17 protein-coding genes are annotated in these 21,503 nt (G+C 32.3%); 1 reads left to right on the top strand and 16 read right to left on the bottom strand.

The genetic code is table 11. The features are described 5' to 3' along the window. Positions 1 to 29: 29 nt before the first annotated feature. The 5 genes from RWM24_RS06035 to RWM24_RS06015 form a co-directional block, all read right to left on the bottom strand. The gene (locus RWM24_RS06035) at positions 30 to 704 is read right to left on the bottom strand and encodes an N-acetylmannosamine-6-phosphate 2-epimerase (protein ID WP_314112508.1); all 675 of its coding nucleotides are present in this window, start codon (positions 702 to 704) and stop codon (positions 30 to 32) included. Positions 705 to 957: 253 nt separating this feature from the next. Next, a complete protein-coding gene (locus RWM24_RS06030; protein ID WP_314112506.1) occupies positions 958 to 1,650 on the bottom strand; it encodes a phosphoglycerate mutase in 693 nt (230 codons plus the stop codon). Positions 1,651 to 1,715: 65 nt separating this feature from the next. Next, positions 1,716 to 2,417: a glucosamine-6-phosphate deaminase gene (locus RWM24_RS06025; protein ID WP_314112504.1), complete on the bottom strand. Its 702-nt coding sequence runs from the start codon at positions 2,415 to 2,417 to the stop codon at positions 1,716 to 1,718. 170 nt (positions 2,418 to 2,587) lie between these two features. After that, on the bottom strand, positions 2,588 to 2,713 hold the full coding sequence (locus RWM24_RS06020) for a hypothetical protein (RefSeq protein WP_314112503.1): 126 nt from the start codon (positions 2,711 to 2,713) through the stop codon (positions 2,588 to 2,590). 63 nt (positions 2,714 to 2,776) lie between these two features. Further along, positions 2,777 to 6,604, bottom strand: a complete 3,828-nt coding sequence (locus RWM24_RS06015) for a G5 domain-containing protein (protein WP_314112502.1) — start codon at positions 6,602 to 6,604, stop codon at positions 2,777 to 2,779. A 199-nt stretch (positions 6,605 to 6,803) separates the two neighbouring features. Here RWM24_RS06015 and RWM24_RS06010 point away from each other — a divergent pair, with 199 nt between their 5' ends. Then, positions 6,804 to 7,733: an XRE family transcriptional regulator gene (locus RWM24_RS06010; protein WP_314112500.1), complete on the top strand. Its 930-nt coding sequence runs from the start codon at positions 6,804 to 6,806 to the stop codon at positions 7,731 to 7,733. Positions 7,734 to 7,797: 64 nt separating this feature from the next. On the opposite strand, the gene nadE is transcribed toward RWM24_RS06010, so the two are convergent. The 11 genes from nadE to ychF all read right to left on the bottom strand — a co-directional run. Next, positions 7,798 to 8,625, bottom strand: a complete 828-nt coding sequence (gene nadE, locus RWM24_RS06005) for an ammonia-dependent NAD(+) synthetase (RefSeq protein WP_314112498.1) — start codon at positions 8,623 to 8,625, stop codon at positions 7,798 to 7,800. A gap of 22 nt (positions 8,626 to 8,647) precedes the next feature. Further along, positions 8,648 to 10,123: a nicotinate phosphoribosyltransferase gene (locus RWM24_RS06000; RefSeq protein WP_314112496.1), complete on the bottom strand. Its 1,476-nt coding sequence runs from the start codon at positions 10,121 to 10,123 to the stop codon at positions 8,648 to 8,650. 390 nt (positions 10,124 to 10,513) lie between these two features. After that, entirely contained in the window at positions 10,514 to 12,226 is a 1,713-nt protein-coding gene (locus RWM24_RS05995; RefSeq protein ID WP_314112495.1) for a phospho-sugar mutase, read from the bottom strand. Between the two features lie 31 nt (positions 12,227 to 12,257). Next, positions 12,258 to 13,190, bottom strand: a complete 933-nt coding sequence (locus RWM24_RS05990; RefSeq protein ID WP_314112493.1) for a LysR family transcriptional regulator — start codon at positions 13,188 to 13,190, stop codon at positions 12,258 to 12,260. A gap of 121 nt (positions 13,191 to 13,311) precedes the next feature. Further along, positions 13,312 to 14,355, bottom strand: coding sequence for a PTS sugar transporter subunit IIC (locus RWM24_RS05985; protein ID WP_314112491.1), 1,044 nt, complete (start codon positions 14,353 to 14,355; stop codon positions 13,312 to 13,314). Between the two features lie 495 nt (positions 14,356 to 14,850). Then, positions 14,851 to 15,963 carry a UDP-galactopyranose mutase gene (gene glf, locus RWM24_RS05980; RefSeq protein WP_314112489.1) on the bottom strand — a complete coding sequence of 371 codons (1,113 nt, stop codon included), beginning with the start codon at positions 15,961 to 15,963 and terminating at the stop codon, positions 14,851 to 14,853. A 138-nt stretch (positions 15,964 to 16,101) separates the two neighbouring features. Further along, positions 16,102 to 17,118, bottom strand: a complete 1,017-nt coding sequence (locus RWM24_RS05975) for a glycosyltransferase family A protein (RefSeq protein WP_314112487.1) — start codon at positions 17,116 to 17,118, stop codon at positions 16,102 to 16,104. A 139-nt stretch (positions 17,119 to 17,257) separates the two neighbouring features. Next, positions 17,258 to 17,962 carry an O-methyltransferase gene (locus RWM24_RS05970; protein ID WP_314112485.1) on the bottom strand — a complete coding sequence of 235 codons (705 nt, stop codon included), beginning with the start codon at positions 17,960 to 17,962 and terminating at the stop codon, positions 17,258 to 17,260. Positions 17,963 to 17,995: 33 nt separating this feature from the next. Next, a complete protein-coding gene (locus tag RWM24_RS05965) occupies positions 17,996 to 19,816 on the bottom strand; it encodes a DUF2207 domain-containing protein (protein WP_314112483.1) in 1,821 nt (606 codons plus the stop codon). A 68-nt stretch (positions 19,817 to 19,884) separates the two neighbouring features. Beyond that, on the bottom strand, positions 19,885 to 20,562 hold the full coding sequence (locus RWM24_RS05960) for a DUF1129 family protein (protein WP_314112482.1): 678 nt from the start codon (positions 20,560 to 20,562) through the stop codon (positions 19,885 to 19,887). Between the two features lie 26 nt (positions 20,563 to 20,588). Beyond that, positions 20,589 to 21,503, bottom strand: a 915-nt coding sequence (ychF, locus tag RWM24_RS05955) for a redox-regulated ATPase YchF (RefSeq protein WP_314112480.1), incomplete at its 5' end; no start/stop codon positions are given.

Below are 21,503 nucleotides of genomic sequence, written 5' to 3'. Positions count from 1 at the left end.
TGGTTTCCTCCTAAAAATTTATTTTCCTTTTATGAATGAATTGCCTCTACAAATTTCTTTGTAATTAATTGAGGTCTTGTAATAGCTGAACCAACTACTACACTATATGCACCTAATTCTAGTACACGTTTCACCTTTTCAGGTGTATCGATATTTCCCTCTGCAATGAGAGGATGTTTAATGACTTTTAAGACTTCTCGAAGAATTTCAAAATCGTTTGCTTCGATTTTATCTCCTTTACTTTGTTCGGTATATCCTACTAACGTACTACCAATGTAATCAAATCCTAATTTATCTGCATGAATCATTTCATCTACCGTTGAACAGTCTGCCATTAATTTTTGTTCTGGATATTTTTGACGAATTTCATGATAAAATTCATCTAAACTTTGTCCATTTGGACGAGTAGAAATGGTTGCATCCAACGCAATAATCTCTGGTTTTGCTTCCATTAATTCGTCTACTTCTTTAATAGTAGCTGTAATATAAACATCTGCATCATTATAATCTCTTTTAATAATTCCAATTACTGGTAAATCAACTGCTTGTTTGATTGCTTTGATGTCGATAACAGAATTTGCTCGAATTCCTTTTGCTCCTCCTTCCTTCGCTGCGACTGCCATACGAGCCATAATAAAATCGCTATGCAACGGTTCATGTGGCAACGCTTGGCAAGATACGATTAATTGCCCTTGAATACTCATATTCAGCCTCCTTTATAGTTTTATAAAAGCCTTTACAAGAACAGTATACTTCTATAAGAAAACATTTTCAATATCTACTCGTTTTTTTGAAAGTAATTTCAAAAAATCCGATAATCTATTCTTATTTTCCCTTTAAATTAGAAATTACTTTCATACATATTAAAAATAAACGTAATAAAAGGGCTTATTTGCACTACGTACAGTTATAAGCCCTTAGGGTATAATTTATTCATTTTTAAAACTTTGGAAGAACTTATTGACCAAGAAAATATTCTGACACTACTTGTAACTTCTCATCAAATTCAAATACTAATGGTGGAAAATTAGGAATTTCCACTCCCATAATTTCATCATCTGACAATCCTTTAATATGTTTTACTAGCGCACGAATCGAATTACCATGAGCACCAACAAAAACATTTTTACCGTTTTTTAAATCCGGAGCAATCTTATCTTCCCAAAATGGAAGGACTCTCTCTAATGTCACTTTTAAATTTTCCGTATCTGGAATAGCAGAATCATCTAACGATTCGTAACGACGATCCCCATGCGCTGAATGTTCATCATCACGATCCATTTTTGGAGGTAAGACATCATAAGAACGACGCCAAATATGAACTTGTTCATCTCCAAATTGTTTTGCAGCTTCTGCCTTATTCTTCCCCGTCAAGCCACCATAATGGCGTTCATTTAACCGCCATGATTTTTCTACTGGAACCCATAATTGATTACAAGCTTCCAGAGCTAAATTAGTTGTTTTAATCGCACGTTTTAATACTGATGTATACGCTTGATCAAATTCAATTCCTGCTTCTGCAATTAATGTACCAGCATCAATTGCTTGTTGAATTCCCTTTTCGGATAAATCAACATCTGCCCAACCAGTAAATAAATTAGCTTTATTCCAAACTGATTCACCATGGCGAGCAAAAACTAATTTTACCATACCACCACATCCTTTTATCCTTCAAACCTTTTCCCGAGTCTTTTTATACCCTATTTTATTACCCTTTATAATAATGCAGCTGCAGCTTCATCAACGATAATTGTTACATTAGGATGTTTTTGTAAAATACTTGCAGGTACATCCGTAGTAATTTCCCCTTTAACCGTATCTAAAATTGCTTTTGCTTTCTTTTCCCCGAATGCAATTAACACAATTTGTTTTGCATCCATAATGGATTGTAGTCCCATTGAATAAGCAAATCTTGGTACATCTTCTTCACGTTCAAAGAAACGTTTATTCGCTTCAATCGTTGCTTGAGCCAACGCTACTTTATGTGTTCTTTGTGTAAAAGGTGTTCCCGGTTCATTGAATCCAATATGGGCATTACTCCCTATCCCCAACAATTGGAAGTCAACTGGATTATCTTGTAAAATTTTTTCATAACGCTCCACTTCAGCATCAATATCTTCCGCAAGCCCATTTGGTAAATAACTGTTTAAAAATGGTTTTGCTTCAAATAATTGTTCATTCATAAAATAATGATAACTATGTTCATCTTCATTTGATAATCCAGCATATTCATCTAAGTTTACAGAGACTCTATCCGAAAAATCTAATGAACTTTGACGAATTTTTTTATATAAACCAAGAGGACTTGACCCTGTTGCTAAACCAAAAACCTTTGCTCCCTTTTCATAGGCTTCTTTAAATACTTCAAATGCAACTAATGCGCCTTCTTCTTGATTTTTTACAATTTTAATGTCCATAAGGCTTCCTCCCTCAACTTGTTATTACCAGTATTGTAACAGATTTTTATCAAAAAAAAAATCATTATCTTTCATTTTTGTCAACTTATCCATCTTTTGAATTTTTGCATTTAAAAATCCTGTCAGTGATTTCTCACCAACAGGATTTGTTGAATAACTTGAATAAAAATTTAATCATCTACTCTGTAATAAAAATCTTTTTCAGAACGAGGAAGTTGATGTCCAATCCAAATTCGATCTTTATCAGTTGGAGCAGGATCCACAAATGAATTATTATAATCGTGATCAACTACCATTTTAACTCCACCAGGAATAAAATAAACACCTACACCTCCAATTGGATAATTTTTATATTTAAATCATCCACTTAATGTTCCCTTTAATTCTTTAAAATGAGATAAATTCGCTTTGAAATCTTCACTTACAAGTCCATTTGCTTCAAAAATAAGCTTATGCCCTTCACTATTCATCCAAGTTCCAACTAAAGTTGAATAATCTCCTTTTTGAATACCTTTAATATCTATTTTTTTTATCTCCAATTCTTTATTTAAAGCGATTTTCCCATCAAAAAATACATATTCATGATTAAAGTGCTCTAATTTTGGATTCAAATCTATATCGTGAAATAAAATAAATTCCTTCATTGCCTTTAAAATATCTAATTTAGATTTTAAAGTTAAATAAGCAAACTTTTCAATAGAATATTTTTGAATCTTAGAATTAATTCTTGCTTTGTAAGATGCTTCTGCTCCTAACCCTGCTTCTGCAGAAAATGTCAATAAATCAATATGAAATATTTTTCCTGTCGCAGATAATTCTGGTCCAATTTTAACTTCCCCTTTTATACTTAATTCAGTAATATCTGATCTTTGTTCAATATTTTTATCATACTTAGGCTTCCAATTAGATAAAGAAACTGCATTTTCAATTGAAAAATTATTTGAAAGTGTTAGACTAACTTCACCATCAATAGTTGAAACCATATTTAAATCATACTCTACATTAAAACCAAAGATTGTTGTAGGTAATATAAGACGTCCAATTTTGAATTTTAAAGAATTTTCAGAGTTGGATTTTATTTTATCATTTTCGTTGTGTTCAAATAATTTTGCACTAACTGAACCCTCAGTAGTTAAATTCAGCTTCCCTTTTATATCCAAATTCATAAAATTTATCTTTGGCATATAGAAACCTAACTCAATTGCATCTGAAGAAATTTCTCCTGCTATATTAAAATTAATATTACCTTCAACCTTAACACCTTTTACTTTACCCGCTAATGATATACTAGAAGGTTTAAATTTTCCTTCAACAGTAACACTTCTATATAAACTTCCATCTGAATTTTTTTCTGTATTTACTCTCACACCCTCTGCTGGGATAAAAGTTGCTCTACTAATATCTGTTTTCCATGATTTTACTTTAATATTATTAATCACTTCATATAAAGAAGGGGTACTATATTCAATTACTGTTTCATTGTTTACATGATTTACAGAAGTTACTTTGATTGCCTTAGGTGTTTCATAAATTTTTGATGGTGGAATAATCATTATATCCCCAACACGTGCATCAATTTCTTTTAATAATACTACTTTTTTACCATCATCTGTATTTGTTTGATATTGTCCATCATCAACATTAATGACATTACTCTTCAAATGGTAATTTACCATATCGTCCGAATATTTTTTCCCTAGTTCAAATTTACCAGTAATATTTTGAACAATCGGTTCACTATTTGTGATCGTAATAATCTTCGCTTCAAAATCTTTAGATTTTAACACATACGTTTGATTAGATAGTAGATGTGTAAATGTATACCCATCTACATCAGTATTAACATTTGAAATGAGTTTATCATCTTTATAAACTCCAACTGTTGCATTTTCCACAGCTTCACGTTTGCTATCATAAACATGCCCTGATACAACAATATCTTTTCTCGGGAAATTAATATTTTTAGTCCCAACATGATATACTTTTGTAATTAATGGAATATCTAAAGAAGTTACTAATTCATTTTTCTCATTATTATTAAGATTATCTTCTTTTTTTCTAACGTTTACGGTAACATAACTAGCTTGTACATCTTGTAGTTGTCGTTTTCCTTCATCTAGTGTATTATCTTTTATTTCAATCACTTTAGTTTGAATAGATTTATCCTTATCTGGTTTTTCTAAATTTAAAGATAAATTTCTATTTTTTACTATTTCAGCAATCTCTTCGCGATTTTTTATAACAGTGTTATTTTTTGAATTTGTAATTTCAACTGTATAATCTGTCTTTGGTAATGTTTGATTACTTTCAACTTTATTATCTTCATGTGAAGCATCGTTATTATGTTCTTCTTTATTCACATTAGAAGTAGCATTATTTTTCTTAGTTCCAACAACAATAACTCTATTTTCAGCTTCATCTATAGTTTCTAAAAGTATTTCTTTCTTTTCCTCAACATTGTTCACTAAAGTAATTTTATGGATTGTTGTTTTCTTACCTAACTTCCCTTCTGCTTCTACTCTACTTTCACCTTCTGCAAGAGTATTATCTTCTTTAACCGTCAATTTAAATGGTATTTCTTCTGTAGTTCTAACCATTCTAACAACTTTTTGTGTATTAGTTTTAGGTTCTTCTTTTTTAATGATAGATGCTACATTATTCGCAGGGTTACTTACTTCATTATTTTCCTTAGGTTTAGAAGTATTATTTTCAACAACGGTAGTATTTTCTTTCTTATCTACATTGTTTAATGCAACTTTTTCTGTTGGAGAATTAGTTTCTTTCTTATCTTCTTTCTCCTCTATTACAGAAGTTGCTTTCTCAGTACTATGAATGTTAGTACCACTTTCATTATTAGGCGTAGTAGAGTTTTCTACTTTATTAGTTGAAGTGTTCAATGAAGTCTCAATTAACTCAGTAACTTTCTTATCTTCTGAATCTTTCAAACCCTCTTTATCTTCTTTTATCTCTTTATTTACATTTTCAGTAACATTATCAACAATTTCTTCAGATAAAATTTCAACAAGTGTAGTCGGAATAGCTACGTTGGTTAATTTACTATCTATTGGAAGTTTTTCATTAATCACTTTTTCTGCTTTATAGTGTTCTTTTATGGTTAATACAGTTGTTTCTTGTCCATCAATAATTTCTTTTGTTTCTACAGGTTGATCTTCAAAAACTTTCGTATAACCTGTAATATTTTCGATTATTTTTCCTTCTTCATCAACCTTAATGATTCTTTTGATAACTTTAGGTTGAATATTGTTATTCGTTTTAGAACTTTCTCCATCTTGAGAATTCATTTCTGTATTAGAAGTTTTTCCTCCATTATCATATAAGTTATTTAAACTAGAATGATGAACCTCTTTATTCATTTCATTTGTGTTTTGAATTGGTTTCTTTTCTTCATTTTTTTGAGTTTCTTGTTGAACAACTTTCTCTTTTACAGTTTCTTCTTGATTGACCTTTGTCACTGTCTCTTTTGAATTTTCTGATTCTGAAGTTTGAACACTTTGTTGTGTTTCTACACTACTTACTTCATTAACACTATTTACTGTATCTTCTCTAGAAAAATTAGTAATTGTATTGTCAGCAAAGTTCACATTTTTCCCATCAATATAACCAACAAAGTGATAACCAGGAATATTAATCTTTCCATCTGGAATACTCATTCCTACACTAATTTTTTCTACATGATTATAATTCGCTAAACTTGAAATAGTAAATGCAGAAACAGATTTAACTGTAAATGCTCCACCTACTAAAGAAATCAACAGAATATTCTTAACGATTCTTTTCTTTTTATCTCCTGATTTATTGATTTGAAAACCAATCAATACTAAACCAGCTCCAATAATTGAAGCTAAATTCAATGCAGTACTACCAGTATTTGGTAATGAGTCATTTGAATTAATTTTATAAACGACAAATAAATTCGATCCGTCAACTAAATCTTTAGGCAATTCATTAACAACTAAATTCATTTCTTCTTTTGATAACTCATCTGTTGACACATAATGATAATTTAATTTGAAGTCCATTTCAGATGCTGATACTGGACTGGATATTACAGAAGAAAAACTCATTATCCCAATAAGAGCTGAAACTACTCCAATTCCTGAGATTTTTCTTAAACTGTACTTTCTTTTACTATCATTAAAAATAAAATTTCCTTTACTCTTCTTCATAGTATTCTCCTTTTATTTTGATAGCTGAAGTATACTCTATCCCTTCAAAAAAATTTAAAAACGTAACTATGTTTACCCTATTAAATATGGTTTTCACATTTTTATCCCGAAAAAGAAACTATACATACCTTTTCTTAAAAAACACTTTCATATTTGTTATAATCACATTAAATAACGCATACATATAGGAGGAATAAGTATGAACGATGAAAGTATTTATGGGCTAGTTTTTAAAAAAATTCGTGAAGATAGAGGAATTACTCAAAAAGAAGCTGCAGGAACAACTGTTACTCCACACTTTTTAAGACAATTTGAACAAGGAAAATCCCGTATTACCATTCAAAAATTCGAAGAAATCATTGACAATGTCGGAATTGATAAAGAGATTTTTGATAAAATTAGAGCTCAAATGTTTCCTTCAGAATTTCATAAACGTCAAGTTGAAGTAGCTAATTTAGTATCCAAACGAGAATATAAAAAGGCCCTAGATCTTCTAAACCAACCTTTGGAAGATTCCGGTATTGCAGAACACTTCATTATTGCCAATCGTGTTGTTAGTAAATTTGGAATTGCCTCTATTGTTGGAGACTCTCTTTTAACACCAAAAGACTATGAAGAATTGGAATATATCAAAGCTTATCTTACTAAAGTTGAATACTGGAACTATGTTGAGGTGAATGTATTTTCTGCTATCATTTCCCATTTTTCGATTGATTTTTTAGATTACCGACTTTATCATTTACTAGATGTTTTAAAAAAACAAACGGAATACCATTACACTCGTGCTTCTGAATACTATCTCTCCGCTCTACGAGCAGGAGTTAAAAACTACTCTATCCAAGGTCATTATGATAAAGCAGAAAAATTAGCAAAAGAAACACTCGAAGTGATGAATGCTTTTCCAGAACTAAGCATGAAATTGACGCAATTTATTGCTCTTTCTATGGAACGTTCCTGTAATTTCCTTCGTCAAAATGATGTCTATGGTTTAGAACTTGCTAAACATATCTTCGCAACTCTAGATCATCTAGAAAAGACGTTCCAAAACGAATTAATTATTCGTTTGAGAGAAGATTTCTTTTCAAAGGTTACTCAACTGAATAAAACAGGACAACCTTTAGAACAATAATGCAACATACAAAAAACTCTATTAGACTCGGAATCCCCCTGTCTAATAGAGTTTTATTGTTTAATTATTTCCAAAAATCATCATAAATTGTAATTGGTAAATGACGTTTATGTTCTGATTTGATGTACCAACTTTCAATGGTTTGAGCATCTTTTTCTGAAACTTCTTTTCCTTCAAGATAGTCATCGATTACTTCATAAGTCACGCCTAAAGCTACTTCATCTGGAAGAGATGGACGTTCTTCTTCTAAATCTGCTGTTGGTTGTTTTAAATATAAATGTTCTGGTGCTCCTAAATATTCTAATAACTGACGTCCTTGTCGTTTATTTAAGCGCCATAATGGTAAAATATCTGCTCCACCATCACCGAATTTTGTATAGAACCCTGTTACGGATTCCGCTGCATGATCCGTACCGATTACCGCACAACCTGTTTGACCTGCAATTGCATATTGTGCAATCATACGCTCTCTTGCTTTAATATTTCCTTTATTAAAATCACTAATCGGCAATCCTAAGCTTGCAATACTATTCGTAGAAGCATCCACCGCTGGTTTAATATCCACTCTCAGTACATCTGACGCTTGCATAAATTCAATGGCATCCACTGCATCTTGTTCGTCCGCTTGAATTCCATAAGGCAGACGAACAGCATAAAAGTGATAATCTTTTTCTGGATATTCTTGGTTCAATTCATCAATAGCTAACTGAGTTAATTTCCCAGCTAAAGTAGAATCTTGTCCACCACTAATGCCTAATACATAGCCTTTTAAAAAAGGATATTTGACTAAATACTCTTTCAAAAATTGAATTGTTCTTTTAACTTCTTTTTGAACATCAATTTTCGGTTGTACTTTTAACGTTTCAATAATTTGTTGTTGTAATGGTCTCATGATTTCTTCCTTTTCTATCGAATTAGCTTAAACGGTTCATTTTGTCTTTTACTTCTGCACGAATAGCTTCAATACTTGCTAATTTTTGTTGATAGGTTTCTGTAGATAAGTCGACTGGGTATTGTTCTGGGTTTAAGATACGCTTATATTCATCCCATAACGCTTCTACTCGTTCATCTTTATACGCTTTAATTTCTTTTAATGAAGGTAATGTATAGACTAATTTCCCTTGTTCAAAAATCGATTGTAAAATTGGACGAGCATCAAAATCCGTCACTGTTTTATTAATGTATGTGTAAACTGGATGGAACATATACAACTCTTCTAATTCATCTGGACGTTCATGCCATAATGCAATATAGTCCCCTTCAGATTTTCCATCACTCTTGCGTGTAATACGCCATACTTGTTTTTTACCTGGTGTTGAAACTTTTTCAGCATTATTAGAAATTTTCACCGTTGGAACCATTTCACCATGTTCATCTTCAATTGCTACTAATTTATAAACACAGCCTAACGCTGGTTGATCATAAGCTGTAATTAATCGTGTTCCGATTCCCCAAACATCAATTTTAGCACCTTGCATTTTTAAGTTTAGAACTGTTTTTTCGTCTAAATCACTTGAAGCATAAATTTTAGCTTCCGTAAAGCCTGCATCATCTAATTGTTGACGAACTTTTTTCGACATATACGCCATGTCCCCACTATCAATACGAACGCCTAAGAAATTAATTTTATCTCCGAATTCCTTCGCTACACGAATCGCATTTGGGACACCTGAACGTAAAATATCATACGTGTCGACTAAAAATACGCAATCACGATGAGTAGAAGCATAAGCCTTAAATGCTTCATAATCGTCACGATACGCTTGGACTAGAGAATGCGCATGAGTTCCTGAAACCGGAATTCCAAACATTTTTCCAGCTCGAACATTACTTGTCGCATTACATCCCCCAATATATGCTGCTCTTGTTCCCCAAAGCGCTGCATCTAATTCTTGCGCTCGTCTTGTTCCAAATTCTAATACTGGATCATCTCCTGCTACTGTTCGAATACGTGAAGCTTTTGTGGCAATCAATGTTTGAAAATTAATAATATTTAATAAAGCTGTTTCAATTAATTGGCATTCTGCAAGAGTTCCTTCCACTTGAACTAATGGTTCATTTGCAAATACTAGTTCTCCTTCAACAGCAGAATGAATATTTCCTTTAAATTTAAAGTTTTTTAAAAAATCTAAAAATTCTTCTGGATAAATCTCTAAACTTCTTAAATACTCTAAGTCTGTAGTACTAAATGTTAAATCTTCAATATAGTGAACTAAACGTTCTAAACCAGCAAAAATCGCATATCCATTTTCAAACGGTAACTTTCTAAAATAAGCTTCAAAAATCGCTTTTTTCTCATGAAGACCTGTTTCCCAATAAGTCTTCATCATATTAATTTGATACAAGTCAGTATGTAGTGTTAAACTATCATCATGATAACGGAATTTCATGGTTCCATACCCCTCTTTTCATTGTAGTTACATTCATTGTACACCAGTTTTCATTGTTTGTACAAACTTTCCAAACTCTTTTTTTACGGCAAAAGGGGCTAGTTGCCTAGCCCCTTTTTCAACCATCATTTCCACACTTAAATACCTTCAAAATGAATAAACTTTTTTATGTAGTTTCTTTATTTATCAATGTTTTATTCCTACTATTAGTTTACTCCTCTCATCACAAAGTAGCAAGAGTTTTTTGGAAAAAATCCTAAAATTTTCTTTTTGAAGCAAAAACCGAGTCCCTAACAAAAAAAGACTTCTCTATGTAGCATTAGGAATGAGACACCATTACGGCTATTTTCCTTTACTACTTCTGAGAAGTCTAATATGATTCATCTAATCTTAAATGTAAGCATCCAAATCTTTTTGGAATTTAACTAGTTTTTCTTGTGCTTCCTCTTGAGTGGCAGCTTTTACACCCATGTAGAACTTAATTTTAGGCTCTGTACCACTAGGTCTTACTGCAATCCATGAACCATCTTCTAAAATATATTTCAATACATTTGAAGTTGGTAAGCCAATTTCAGAAGTAACCCCTTGTGAATCTACCTGTTGGTTCACTGCGAAATCTTGTGCTACAGCTACTTTAATGCCTCCAAAGTTAGAAGGAACTTCTTTACGTAATCCATCTAATAAAGCTTTAATTTTAGCAGGGCCTTCTAATCCTTGAACCGTTACAGAAATAGTTTTTTCTAAGAAATAACCATATTTTTCATATAAAGCTTGAAGACCATCATACAATGTTTTACCTTCACTCTTGAAGTGAGCTGCTACTTCTGTTAATAACAACACTGCTTGAATCGCATCTTTATCACGAACAAATGGCTGAACTAAATATCCATAACTTTCTTCAAAACCAAACATAAATGTATGAGCATTTGTTTCTTCGTAGTTTTTAATTTGTTCTGCAATAAATTTGAATCCAGTTAATACATTGACCATTTTCGCACCATAATGTTCTGCAATGACTGTTGGTAATTCACTAGATACTATTGATTTTACAGCAGCGGCATTCGTTGGTAATGTTCCTGCTTTTTGATGAGCAAATAATAAATAATCTAATAAAATTGCTGCAATTTGGTTTCCAGTAATGACTTGGTAAGTACCATCTGGTTGACGAACGGCAGCACCCATTCTATCTGCATCTGGGTCTGTTGCTAATAAGACATCTGCTTTTGTTTCTTCTCCTAAACGAATCGCATATTCAAATGCACCCGCTTCTTCAGGGTTAGGAGATTTTACCGTTGTAAAGTCTCCGTCTGGCACAGCTTGTTCAGATACAATTTGTAATCCTGTAAAACCTGCTTGATCTAAAGCACGTTTTGTTAACATTAAGCCTGTTCCGTGTAATGGAGTATAAACAACCGATAAATCTTTTGTATTAGATAATAAGGCTGGATTTACTGAAACTGATTTAATTTCTTCCAAGTAAGCAGCATCTACGGCTTCTCCAATCCATTCAAATAATGCGGATTGTTCTAATTCTTCTTTTGTTACTACATCTACTGCTAATGGATTTTCAACTTGGCGTACATATTCTGTTAGGGCATCTGCATCTTTTGGAGGCATTTGTCCACCATCTTCACCATATACTTTATATCCATTATACGCAGCTGGATTATGACTAGCTGTAATCATAATTCCTGCAAATGTATGCAAGTGACGTACCGCATAAGACAATTCAGGTGTTGGTCTTAAATCTTCAAATACATAAGCTTTAATTCCATGTTTTACTAAAACTTTTGCAGATTCTAATGCAAATTCAGGAGAAAAATGACGTGAATCATGAGCGATTGCAACCCCACGTTTTTTTGCTTCTTCTCCATATGTTTCAATTAATCGCGCTAACCCTTCTGTTGCTTGACGAACTGTATAAATATTCATACGGTTAATCCCTGGGCCAACAATTCCACGCATTCCTGCTGTTCCAAATTCTAATGGAGCATAGAACGCTTCTTCTTTTTCTTTTTCAGAAAAGTTTTCTAATTGTGTTTTTAAATAATCTTCTAATCCTTCAAACTTTTCCCATTTTAATGCAATATCTTGCCAACTCATATTATTATTCTCCTTTTACTTGTTTTTATATTTATTCTAATACTGTTGCTACTTCAAATCCATATCCACGAATATGAGTAATTAATAGTTCTAAAAAGATATGTGCTACCGGTGATAATTCCATTTGATGATGTTTTAAATAGCCAATTTCTAATTCATCTTCAACGGCTAATGGAATTGCCACAATTTTATCATCATTTAGTTCACTACTAATAATTCCTGAACTAATCGTATAACCATTTAATCCGACCATTAAATTAAAAATCGTCGCACGGTCACTTACCTTAATACTCTTCTTATGTTCCATTGTACTTAAAATTTCTTCAGCAAAATAGAAAGAATTCTCTTCCCCTTGTTCATAAGATAAATATGGATAATCTTCTAACTCTTCTAGAGTAATACTAGTTTGAGCTGCCAATGGATTTTCTCTACTAATAAATACGTGAGGTTTCGCTGTGAAAAGTGGTGTAAATTCTAAATTTTTCTCTTTAAATAATTTTTTCATTACTTGACGGTTAAAATTATTTAAATATAAAATTCCTAACTCACTTTTGAATTTCATTAAATCTTCTAAAATATTTTGAGTTTCTGTTTCTCTTAACGTAAATTGATATTCATCCCCAGCTTCTTGTCGTATTAATGCAACGAACGCATGAACGACAAACGCATAGTGCTGAGCTGAAACTGAGAAATCCCGTTTCCGTTTTGTTTTACGTTTATATTTTTCTTCCATCAAATTGACTTGATCCAATATTTGCCTAGCATATACTAAAAACTCTCGCCCTTCTTCTGTTAAAGACACTCCATTTTTATGCCGAAATAATAATTGAATATTCATTTCTTGCTCTAAATCTTTCATGGCATTTGATAGACTTGGTTGCGTTAAAAATAAATCTTTTGCGGCTTCATTAATGGATCCTTTTTCTGCAATTTTTTCTAAATAAACTAATTGTTGAATACGCATATTTTTTCTCCTTTTGCCATCATATACTTATTATAAATGAGTTTTTAATTTCATGCTAGCTAATAGTTTTCACAAATAAAAAAAACTGAGCTTAAAGCCCAGTTCTTTTAATCAATTCATATTATTGTTGGAATTTAAATACAACATTAGAATCGTATAATTTTAATACATTTTCATATACAAATTTAGTCGCTAATGCTGCAATAATCGGTACAACTAACCATGCAACAACTGCTAAAGCAACACTTAATCCTGCATCGATAGAAGCTAATGGTCCTACTAAACCTACTAAACCGAAACCTGCAGATTGAGGAGTACCACTGACACTAAATAAGGCAACTGGAATTGCAGAAATCACTGCTGTTGTTAAAGTAGGTACTAAAATAATTGGATACTTAAATAAGTTTGGCATCATTAATTTCATAGCTCCTAAAGCAATCGCTAAAGTAACTCCTGAATTATTTACTTTCCATGAATGAACCACTAATACTACCGCTGTAACAGCAACACCCATCGCAGCAGCCCCTGCAGACACACCATTTAATTGAATTGCTAAACCAATCGCAACTGTTGAAATTGGTGAAATAATTAAGAATGCAAATGAACATACAATTAAAATAGACATTAAAATTGGTTGTAAATGAGTAAATTCATTAATGATTGCTCCGATTCCTGCTGTTAATTTAGCAACGAATGGTAATAATTGTAATCCAATAAATGAAGCACCTACACCGACAACGATTGGCATCGCAACTACAGCTGTAGAACCGAATTTATCTTTAATCCACATTAATGCTAATACCGCAATTGCAGCTGTTAACATTGTATTAATTAAGTCCCCAGTACCAGCTCCAACATATTTTCCTAGTTCTGGATTGAATTTTACAACACCTGATGCAACGAAACTTGCTCCTGCTGTAACCATCATCGGCATTGGTTTGAAACCAAATTGTAAAGCAATTAATGCACCGATAATTAATGGTGTTGCTAATTGGAAAATCACAGCGATTTGTGTGATTTGAACTGCTAGTGGATATTGACTAAAATATTTTAAAATGGCAGATAATACAGCGTTTGGAATTAAACCGATAATTACCCCTAATGCAGTTCCTTGTAAGATTTTATTGATAAAGACTTTTGCAGTCATTTTTTCTTGAGCTTCCATATAACCCCTTCTTTCTTTTTGTTTACCCCTTTATAAAAGCTGTTGAAACTTTTTAGAAACATTTCACAAATCATTTTCTATATGTTCGCTATCTTTTATTAATGAGCTTTCAATACTTGCTCTTTGTAATGAATCAATAATGAAAAAACGGCACCATAAGACGTTGGATTTCCTTATACTTTACCTCTTTTATCATCACTATTTCACTCTTTAATTAGCCTCAATCAAAGTATCATTATATATATGTTTTTGTTCCATATAAGATTGATAAAGACCAACTGTGAAACGATTATAACAATTCATTTCAATCTAATCAACAGTTTCTTTCATGTTTCATTCGATATTTTCATTTCTTGGAACTGATGAAAATATATTCTCTATAATTCCAACGTTTTCATGAACAATACGTATTATACAAAAATCATTAACACTGACTAAATAGCACATATTTTCTAACAAATAAGGAGGCGTCCTTGAAAACGTCCTCCTTATTGATTATTTTTCTTTAAATTCTTGTTTGACTACTTCTAAAGCTGCTGCAATCACTTGGTGCATATCATAATAACGATATTGACCTAAACGTCCTCCAAAAATTACTTGAGGGACTGTTTGAGCTAGCTTTTTATATTTAGCATATAAATCATTATTTTGTTGATTATTAACTGGATAATAAGGTTCTTGACCTTTTTCCCAATCTGATGGGTATTCTTTTGTAATCACTGTCTTCTCATGTGTTCCAAACTCAAAATGTTTATGTTCAATAATACGAGTATATGGAGTTTCACGATCCGTATAATTTACAACCGCATTCCCTTGGAAGTTTTCTGTGTCTAGCACTTCTGTTTCAAAGCGTAAACTACGATATTCTAAAGTTCCCAATTCATAATTAAAGAACTCATCAATCATTCCTGTGAAAATAATTTTAGCGCCGCTTTGTAAATACTCTTCTTTTTTCGCAAAGAAATCGACGTTTAGTTCTAGTTTAATATTTTCATGATTGAACATGTTTTCAACCATTTGAGTATATCCACCAATTGGAATTCCTTGATACGTATCGTTGAAATAATTATTGTCATACGTATATCGAACAGGTAATCGACGAATAATAAAGGCTGGTAATTCTGTAGCCGAACGTCCCCATTGTTTTTCGGTATATCCTTTGATTAATTTATAGTAGACATCTTCTCCTACTAAAGAGATTGCTTGTTCTTCCAAATTTTCTGGTGTTTTTCCTTTTAATACTGCTCGTTGTTTCTCAATTTTAGCTGCTGCTTCTTGCGGAGTTACAACTCCCCATAATTTATTAAAAGTATTCATATTAAACGGTAAATTATAAATCTCTCCATTAAAGTTCGCAACAGGTGTATTGGTATAACGATTAAATGTCGCAAATTGATGTACATAATCCCAAATTCTCTTATCACTCGTATGGAAAATATGCGCACCATATTCATGAACTTGAATTCCTTCCACTTCTTTTGTATAAATATTTCCTGCAATATGCGAACGTTTTTCAATTACTTTTACTTTAAATCCACGATTAGCAGCTTCACGCGCAAAAGTTGCACCAAACAATCCTGCACCGACTACTAAATAATCATATGTCATCTATTTGTTCTCCTTAACATTCATTAATCTCATTCTAACATAGTTCACTAAAGATAGCATTATCGACTTTTTTTACAAAAGCAAAAAGACTTCTCCATAGTGCTTGTGCTACTCCTGGAAAAGTCATTTATCCTATTTTTAATTAAATCCAAATATTTTCTGTGAAATTGTATAAATTAAATTCGACATTTGTCTAGCAGGTTCATTGTCGTTCATGGCAATTTTACTAATAACATTTTTACGAATTTCTTGATAAACAAGAGGATTACTTTCTTTTAATTTTTCTAATAAAACTTTCTTTTTCTCTTGATGCTCTGGTGTGCCAGCTTTATTGAGTAAAGCACAAGAAATCAATGTTGTAATTTCCAAATGATTCAATAAATAATCATTTAAAACTTTTGGAAGTTCCCACTCACTATGATAAGCTTCCATTAATAATTGATTTACCCTTATTTGTTGATCAATTCTACGAATCATCACTTGTTCATTTACCGATTGATCTTCTCGGCCAATGAAATAACGATAAAAATCAACATTGATATAATACAATTTCTTACAATACTGTAGTGGAATAAACACAAATAAATTATCCACATAAAAAGTATGTTCTGGTAATTGTAATTTTGATTGTTTCAAGATATCTAGTCGATAGATTAAAGAATGCATCATCATATATTTTCCTTTACGGAGTGGCTTTGCATCATCCCAAGTGAACACTTTATTTTCTGGGAACGAAGATTGATATCTCATAATTTTCTTTCTTCTTACTTGATCATTTTCATAAACAAAATTTGTAATAACAACATCAACTTCTTCTTGCGCTTCTTCTAATTGTTGTAAGTGTTCTAAAATTTTTAAATAAGCACGAACATCGACCCAATCATCGCTATCTACTACTTTAAAATATTTCCCACTTGCGTGTTGCATGCCTGTATTTACAGCACCACCATGACCTTTATTTTCTTGAGAAATCGCACGGACGATGCCTGGATATTGTTGTTCAAATTTTTCTGCTATATTTTGCGTTTCATCAGTTGATCCATCATTAATAATTAAGACTTCTACTAAATCTCCACCTGTCACTAATGATTGGATACAGTAATGCATATATTCTTGTGAATTATAGCATGGAACTGCTATTGTTAGTAATTTCATTTCTAAGTCCTTTCGGGTTCTATTTCTTTTATCTATTCTACCATTTTTTATATTCTTTTTCTATGCGACACCTCTTCTTTTTACAAAATACAAAAAACTCCTTCTTTTCTACTTTCATAGAAAAGAAAGAGTCTCATTTTTATAATAAAGCTTCAACAATTGGAAGATAATCTTTTTCTTCTAACTTTTGAATCATAATAATTCCATCTCCTAATGGAACGAGAGTAGACTTCAACGCTTCATCTTTTTGAACAAAGTCTAAAAATAAGTTTAGACGACGATGAATTTTTCGAACTTTTCTTGGAATTTCACTTTCATCTTGTAAAATTGTTCCCCCTTGGAAAATATCATCAACTACAAGTACTCCACCTGTTTTTAATACTCGCATACAATGAGGGAAAAATTCAATATACTTCGCTTTTGCACTATCCATGAAAATAAAGTCATATTGTTGCTCTAATGTTGGCAACACATGTGCTGCATCCCCTTCAATTTGAGTGACAATATCATCAATGCCTAATTTTTTGAAATTTTCTTTTGCTCGTGAATACATCAATTCATACCGGTCAATCGTTGTCACAGAACCGCCTTTTGGTACGTATTGTGCCATTAAGCTAGCAGAAAAACCAATCGCTGTTCCTATTTCTAAAATGTGAGTTGGACGATATAGTCCTAATAAGAAATCTAAATATACCGCTGTTTCATGAGGTATAATTGGAATTCCTAAATCATTCGCCATTTGTTCTAGCTCTCCTAATTTACCAGGAAAGAAACGTTGACTTTTTCTCATATATTCGACAACTTCCGGTTTTACAACTGGTCGAAACATCATTTCATTTAACATATTTACTCCTTTTATCTATTTATAACGAGGAAATTAGAAACCTCCACCGCCGGATCCTCCACCAGATCCAAACGAACTTCCGCCACTAAATCCTCCTCCAAATCCACCGCTATTTGGTGAATCAGAATTTGAACCAATTTCATCCATTGCTGAATTGTAACTATCAAAGAATGTATCTTGTAAAACATCATGATAGATTGCCATTTGCCAGCCATAGGTAGGTGAATAGAATACACTTTCTTGAATCCATTCAGGGAATTTTTCTTCTAATACTTCAATGACTTGTTCAGCAACTCCTAAAGAAATCGCATAAACGAGCAGATGATCCCAAATTTGAATACTTGGTAAATCAGCTCTATCTAAACTAGAAATATCGACTAACATTTTACGGAATGCTTCCCAACGACGATATTCATATTCACCTTTAAGACTTCTTTGTTTAGTTCCTACTAAACTTAAACGTAGAATGATGATATAGAGAATAACACTAACTACTACAGCTATAATGAGTGATAATAGATCCTTAGTTGCCCCAAATACACTAAGAACAATCCCTAATAATCCTAAAATAGGAGCTCCTATCGCTTTTGGAATTTTTTCACCTTTTTCTAAACGATAAGCACTATATTCTTCAGCGTCCTGCGCTACTTGGTCAAACCAATCTTGCATCATATCTGCATATTTCTGAGGACAATTCTCTGCATAGTCTTGAACATCCTCTAAATCTAATTGATTTCCTTTTGCAATTTTTTCAAATAAAATCTCTAACAATATTTGTTCATGAGGAAGTAAAGGCTTCGAAGAATCTTTCAATTCTAAAATATATGGCTCATGACTTGTTAATGTTAAGACCTTTTTACGAACTAAATTCATCACGGTTGCACTAAAATCATCCATATCTACACCATTATAAATGGCATCTGACATTACTGCAGGAGACATATCTTGAGGTAATTCAAATAAATGCTCTGGAACAAATGGAACTTTTGCTAGACGTTTTTTATTTTCTAAATATCCTTTCAACCATGCCCATACTACTGAAATCAGACTGATAATCGCTCCAAAACCAACAATCGTCCACTTCGCTTGTTGTTCTTCTGCTTGTTGTTGTACAAGACTCTCTTCCGTTTCTACAATTCGTTGGAAGGCATCCGTATTTTCTGTTACAGGATTATCCTTTGTGATTTGTGTTGGAAAAATCATATGTGTTTCTACAAAATTTCCTGGTTGATTTCTCTTTACAGTAAAAGTAGCTCCTTTATAATCCGGGTCAATTTCTACTTTACCACCACTTCCACCATGTCCCCAAGCTCTTAATGTTTCTTTTGAAGCAGCTTCTGGTAAGCTTACATGAATACGAATATTTTTTTGATTAATTTCCCAGTTTTGTCCCACAACTCTTCGATTTAATTCAGCAGTATCGCGATAATTTTTAATCATATGTGGAATTGTATAATTAAAAACAACTGTTCTAGAATCATTTGCAAAAGGTAAGAAAACTTTAAATTTCAATACCTTTCCACTATTTTCTGAATAATAAGTACTATTATTTCCTGTATCTCTTTTCGCCAATGGAACAACTTCTCCATCACTCGTTTTAAAAGCAACAGATACATCTTTAGGCTCTTCTTCTCCGAAATAATCTAGATTATAAAAAACGCCATTATAGCTTCCATTCGCTTGAAATGTAATTTCTTCTTTAAATCGAACATCACCATTTGCACTGACAATTGCATCAATATTGTACTGACTAACGATTAAACTTTTACCTTTAGCTTCAACTTTCGAAGTGAAAAAGAATAGAGATACCATCAAAAACATAAACCAATATATAAATTTTCGGAATGATTTCATCTTATTCCCCCCTTATATAATAAATGTGGGCAAGAAAATTTTCTTTTCTCTGCCCACAACAACATCCTTTACAAAATACCGCCTCGAATATCCAATGTTTTTTTCAAATACCATTTTAAAACAAGGGAACCTGAACCGATAAATAAATACACGATGGCTGGGAAGACATAGTTAATGCTCGTTGGAATTAATAATTGTGTTCCCATTACAATCACTAACCATGCTAACATGACTAATGAGCTCACCACTAAATAGCGAATATAGCCACGTTTTCCTTTTGGTTGATTAATATCTGGAGTTACTTTAGAAAGAGCTAATAATGCTAATCCACCTGCAATAAAATTCATGATTAAGGAAATAACGCCCATTGCTTCTGATTGTTCTGGATTTAAGAACAACGTAATTCCAGCAATTAATGCGAAGAATCCACCAACCATTAATCCTCCATCTACTGCAATTTGCCAATTTGGTGATTTAACTGTTGGATCTTTTTTTGGTCCTTCCAATACAGATTGAGTTTGTTGTGTTACCGTACCAAATAATTGACGAGCTGTTAAGCCTTTTTTCTGTTTTTCTACTAAAACGGGAAGCATTTCTTCTAAAGTTGAACTAATTTTCGATTTAGAGACTTGAGCTTCTTTTAATGAACGCTCTAATTGTAATACATATTGTTCATTTTTTTTCGTTAATTGACTACGTAATGTAGCAACGTCTACTGTTTTTACTTCAGTTTGATTTTCTGTCATCATTAAACCCTCCACAAGATAAGATCTTATACATTAAATCTGAAAAGCATAACATCGCCATCTTGTACGACATACTCTTTTCCTTCTTGACGAACTTTTCCATTTTCTTTTGCAGCACCCATACTACCAAATTCTAATAAGTCTGCATAAGCTACTGTTTCCGCACGAATAAATCCTCTTTCAAAATCAGAGTGAATAATTCCCGCACATTGTGGAGCTTTCATTCCTCTACGGAAAGTCCAAGCACGAACTTCTTGTTCTCCTGCAGTAAAGTAAGTTGCTAATCCTAATAAATGGTAAGCTTTTTGAATTAATACATCTAAACCTGAAGTTTCAATTCCCATTTCTTCTAAGAAAACTTGTTTTTCTTCTTCTTCTAATTCTGCAACTTCTTCTTCTACACGTGCACAGATGACTACTACTTCTGCATCTTCTTTTGCAGCATAGTCTTCTACTAATTGAACATATTGATTATGTCCACCTTCTGCTACATCATCTTCTGAAATATTAGCGATATATAACATCGGTTTTGTTGTTAATAAGAATAAACCTTTCACAATTGGTAATTCTTCATCTGTAAATTCAATCGTACGTGCTAATTGACCGTCTTCTAGTACTGGTTTAATTTTTTCTAATACTGCTAATTCAGCTACTGCATCTTTATCTTTTGTTTTAGCAATTTTAGCAACACGAGCAATTCGTTTATCAACTGATTCTAAGTCTGCTAATACTAATTCTAAATTAATCGTTTCAATATCAGCAATTGGATCTACTTTACCAGCAACGTGTGTAATATTTTCATCTTCAAAGCAACGAACAACTTGGCAAATCGCATCTACTTGACGAATATGGCTTAAGAATTTATTTCCTAAACCTTCTCCACGGCTAGCTCCTTTTACAATCCCTGCAATATCTGTAAATTCAAATGTTGTTGGAACTGT

It is taken from the genome of uncultured Granulicatella sp., from assembly GCF_963516875.1.
Classification (GTDB): Bacteria; Bacillota; Bacilli; order Lactobacillales; family Aerococcaceae; genus Granulicatella.
The sequence above is the reverse complement of the archived record's forward strand: the minus strand, read 5'-3'. Positions and strand labels throughout refer to the sequence as shown.

Excerpts from the sequence above, each read along its gene's own strand:
- RWM24_RS06035 (WP_314112508.1), bottom strand. The coding sequence starts at position 704 with ATGAGTATTCAAGGGCAATTAATCGTATCTTGCCAAGCGTTGCCACAT.
- RWM24_RS06030 (WP_314112506.1), bottom strand. The coding sequence starts at position 1,650 with ATGGTAAAATTAGTTTTTGCTCGCCATGGTGAATCAGTTTGGAATAAA.
- RWM24_RS06025 (WP_314112504.1), bottom strand. The coding sequence starts at position 2,417 with ATGGACATTAAAATTGTAAAAAATCAAGAAGAAGGCGCATTAGTTGCA.
- RWM24_RS06020 (WP_314112503.1), bottom strand. The coding sequence starts at position 2,713 with ATGGTAGTTGATCACGATTATAATAATTCATTTGTGGATCCTGCTCCA.
- RWM24_RS06015 (WP_314112502.1), bottom strand. The coding sequence starts at position 6,604 with ATGAAGAAGAGTAAAGGAAATTTTATTTTTAATGATAGTAAAAGAAAG.
- RWM24_RS06010 (WP_314112500.1), top strand. The coding sequence starts at position 6,804 with ATGAACGATGAAAGTATTTATGGGCTAGTTTTTAAAAAAATTCGTGAA.
- nadE (WP_314112498.1), bottom strand. The coding sequence starts at position 8,625 with ATGAGACCATTACAACAACAAATTATTGAAACGTTAAAAGTACAACCG.
- RWM24_RS06000 (WP_314112496.1), bottom strand. The coding sequence starts at position 10,123 with ATGAAATTCCGTTATCATGATGATAGTTTAACACTACATACTGACTTG.
- RWM24_RS05995 (WP_314112495.1), bottom strand. The coding sequence starts at position 12,226 with ATGAGTTGGCAAGATATTGCATTAAAATGGGAAAAGTTTGAAGGATTA.
- RWM24_RS05990 (WP_314112493.1), bottom strand. The coding sequence starts at position 13,190 with ATGCGTATTCAACAATTAGTTTATTTAGAAAAAATTGCAGAAAAAGGA.
- RWM24_RS05985 (WP_314112491.1), bottom strand. The coding sequence starts at position 14,355 with ATGGAAGCTCAAGAAAAAATGACTGCAAAAGTCTTTATCAATAAAATC.
- glf (WP_314112489.1), bottom strand. The coding sequence starts at position 15,963 with ATGACATATGATTATTTAGTAGTCGGTGCAGGATTGTTTGGTGCAACT.
- RWM24_RS05975 (WP_314112487.1), bottom strand. The coding sequence starts at position 17,118 with ATGAAATTACTAACAATAGCAGTTCCATGCTATAATTCACAAGAATAT.
- RWM24_RS05970 (WP_314112485.1), bottom strand. The coding sequence starts at position 17,962 with ATGTTAAATGAAATGATGTTTCGACCAGTTGTAAAACCGGAAGTTGTC.
- RWM24_RS05965 (WP_314112483.1), bottom strand. The coding sequence starts at position 19,816 with ATGAAATCATTCCGAAAATTTATATATTGGTTTATGTTTTTGATGGTA.
- RWM24_RS05960 (WP_314112482.1), bottom strand. The coding sequence starts at position 20,562 with ATGACAGAAAATCAAACTGAAGTAAAAACAGTAGACGTTGCTACATTA.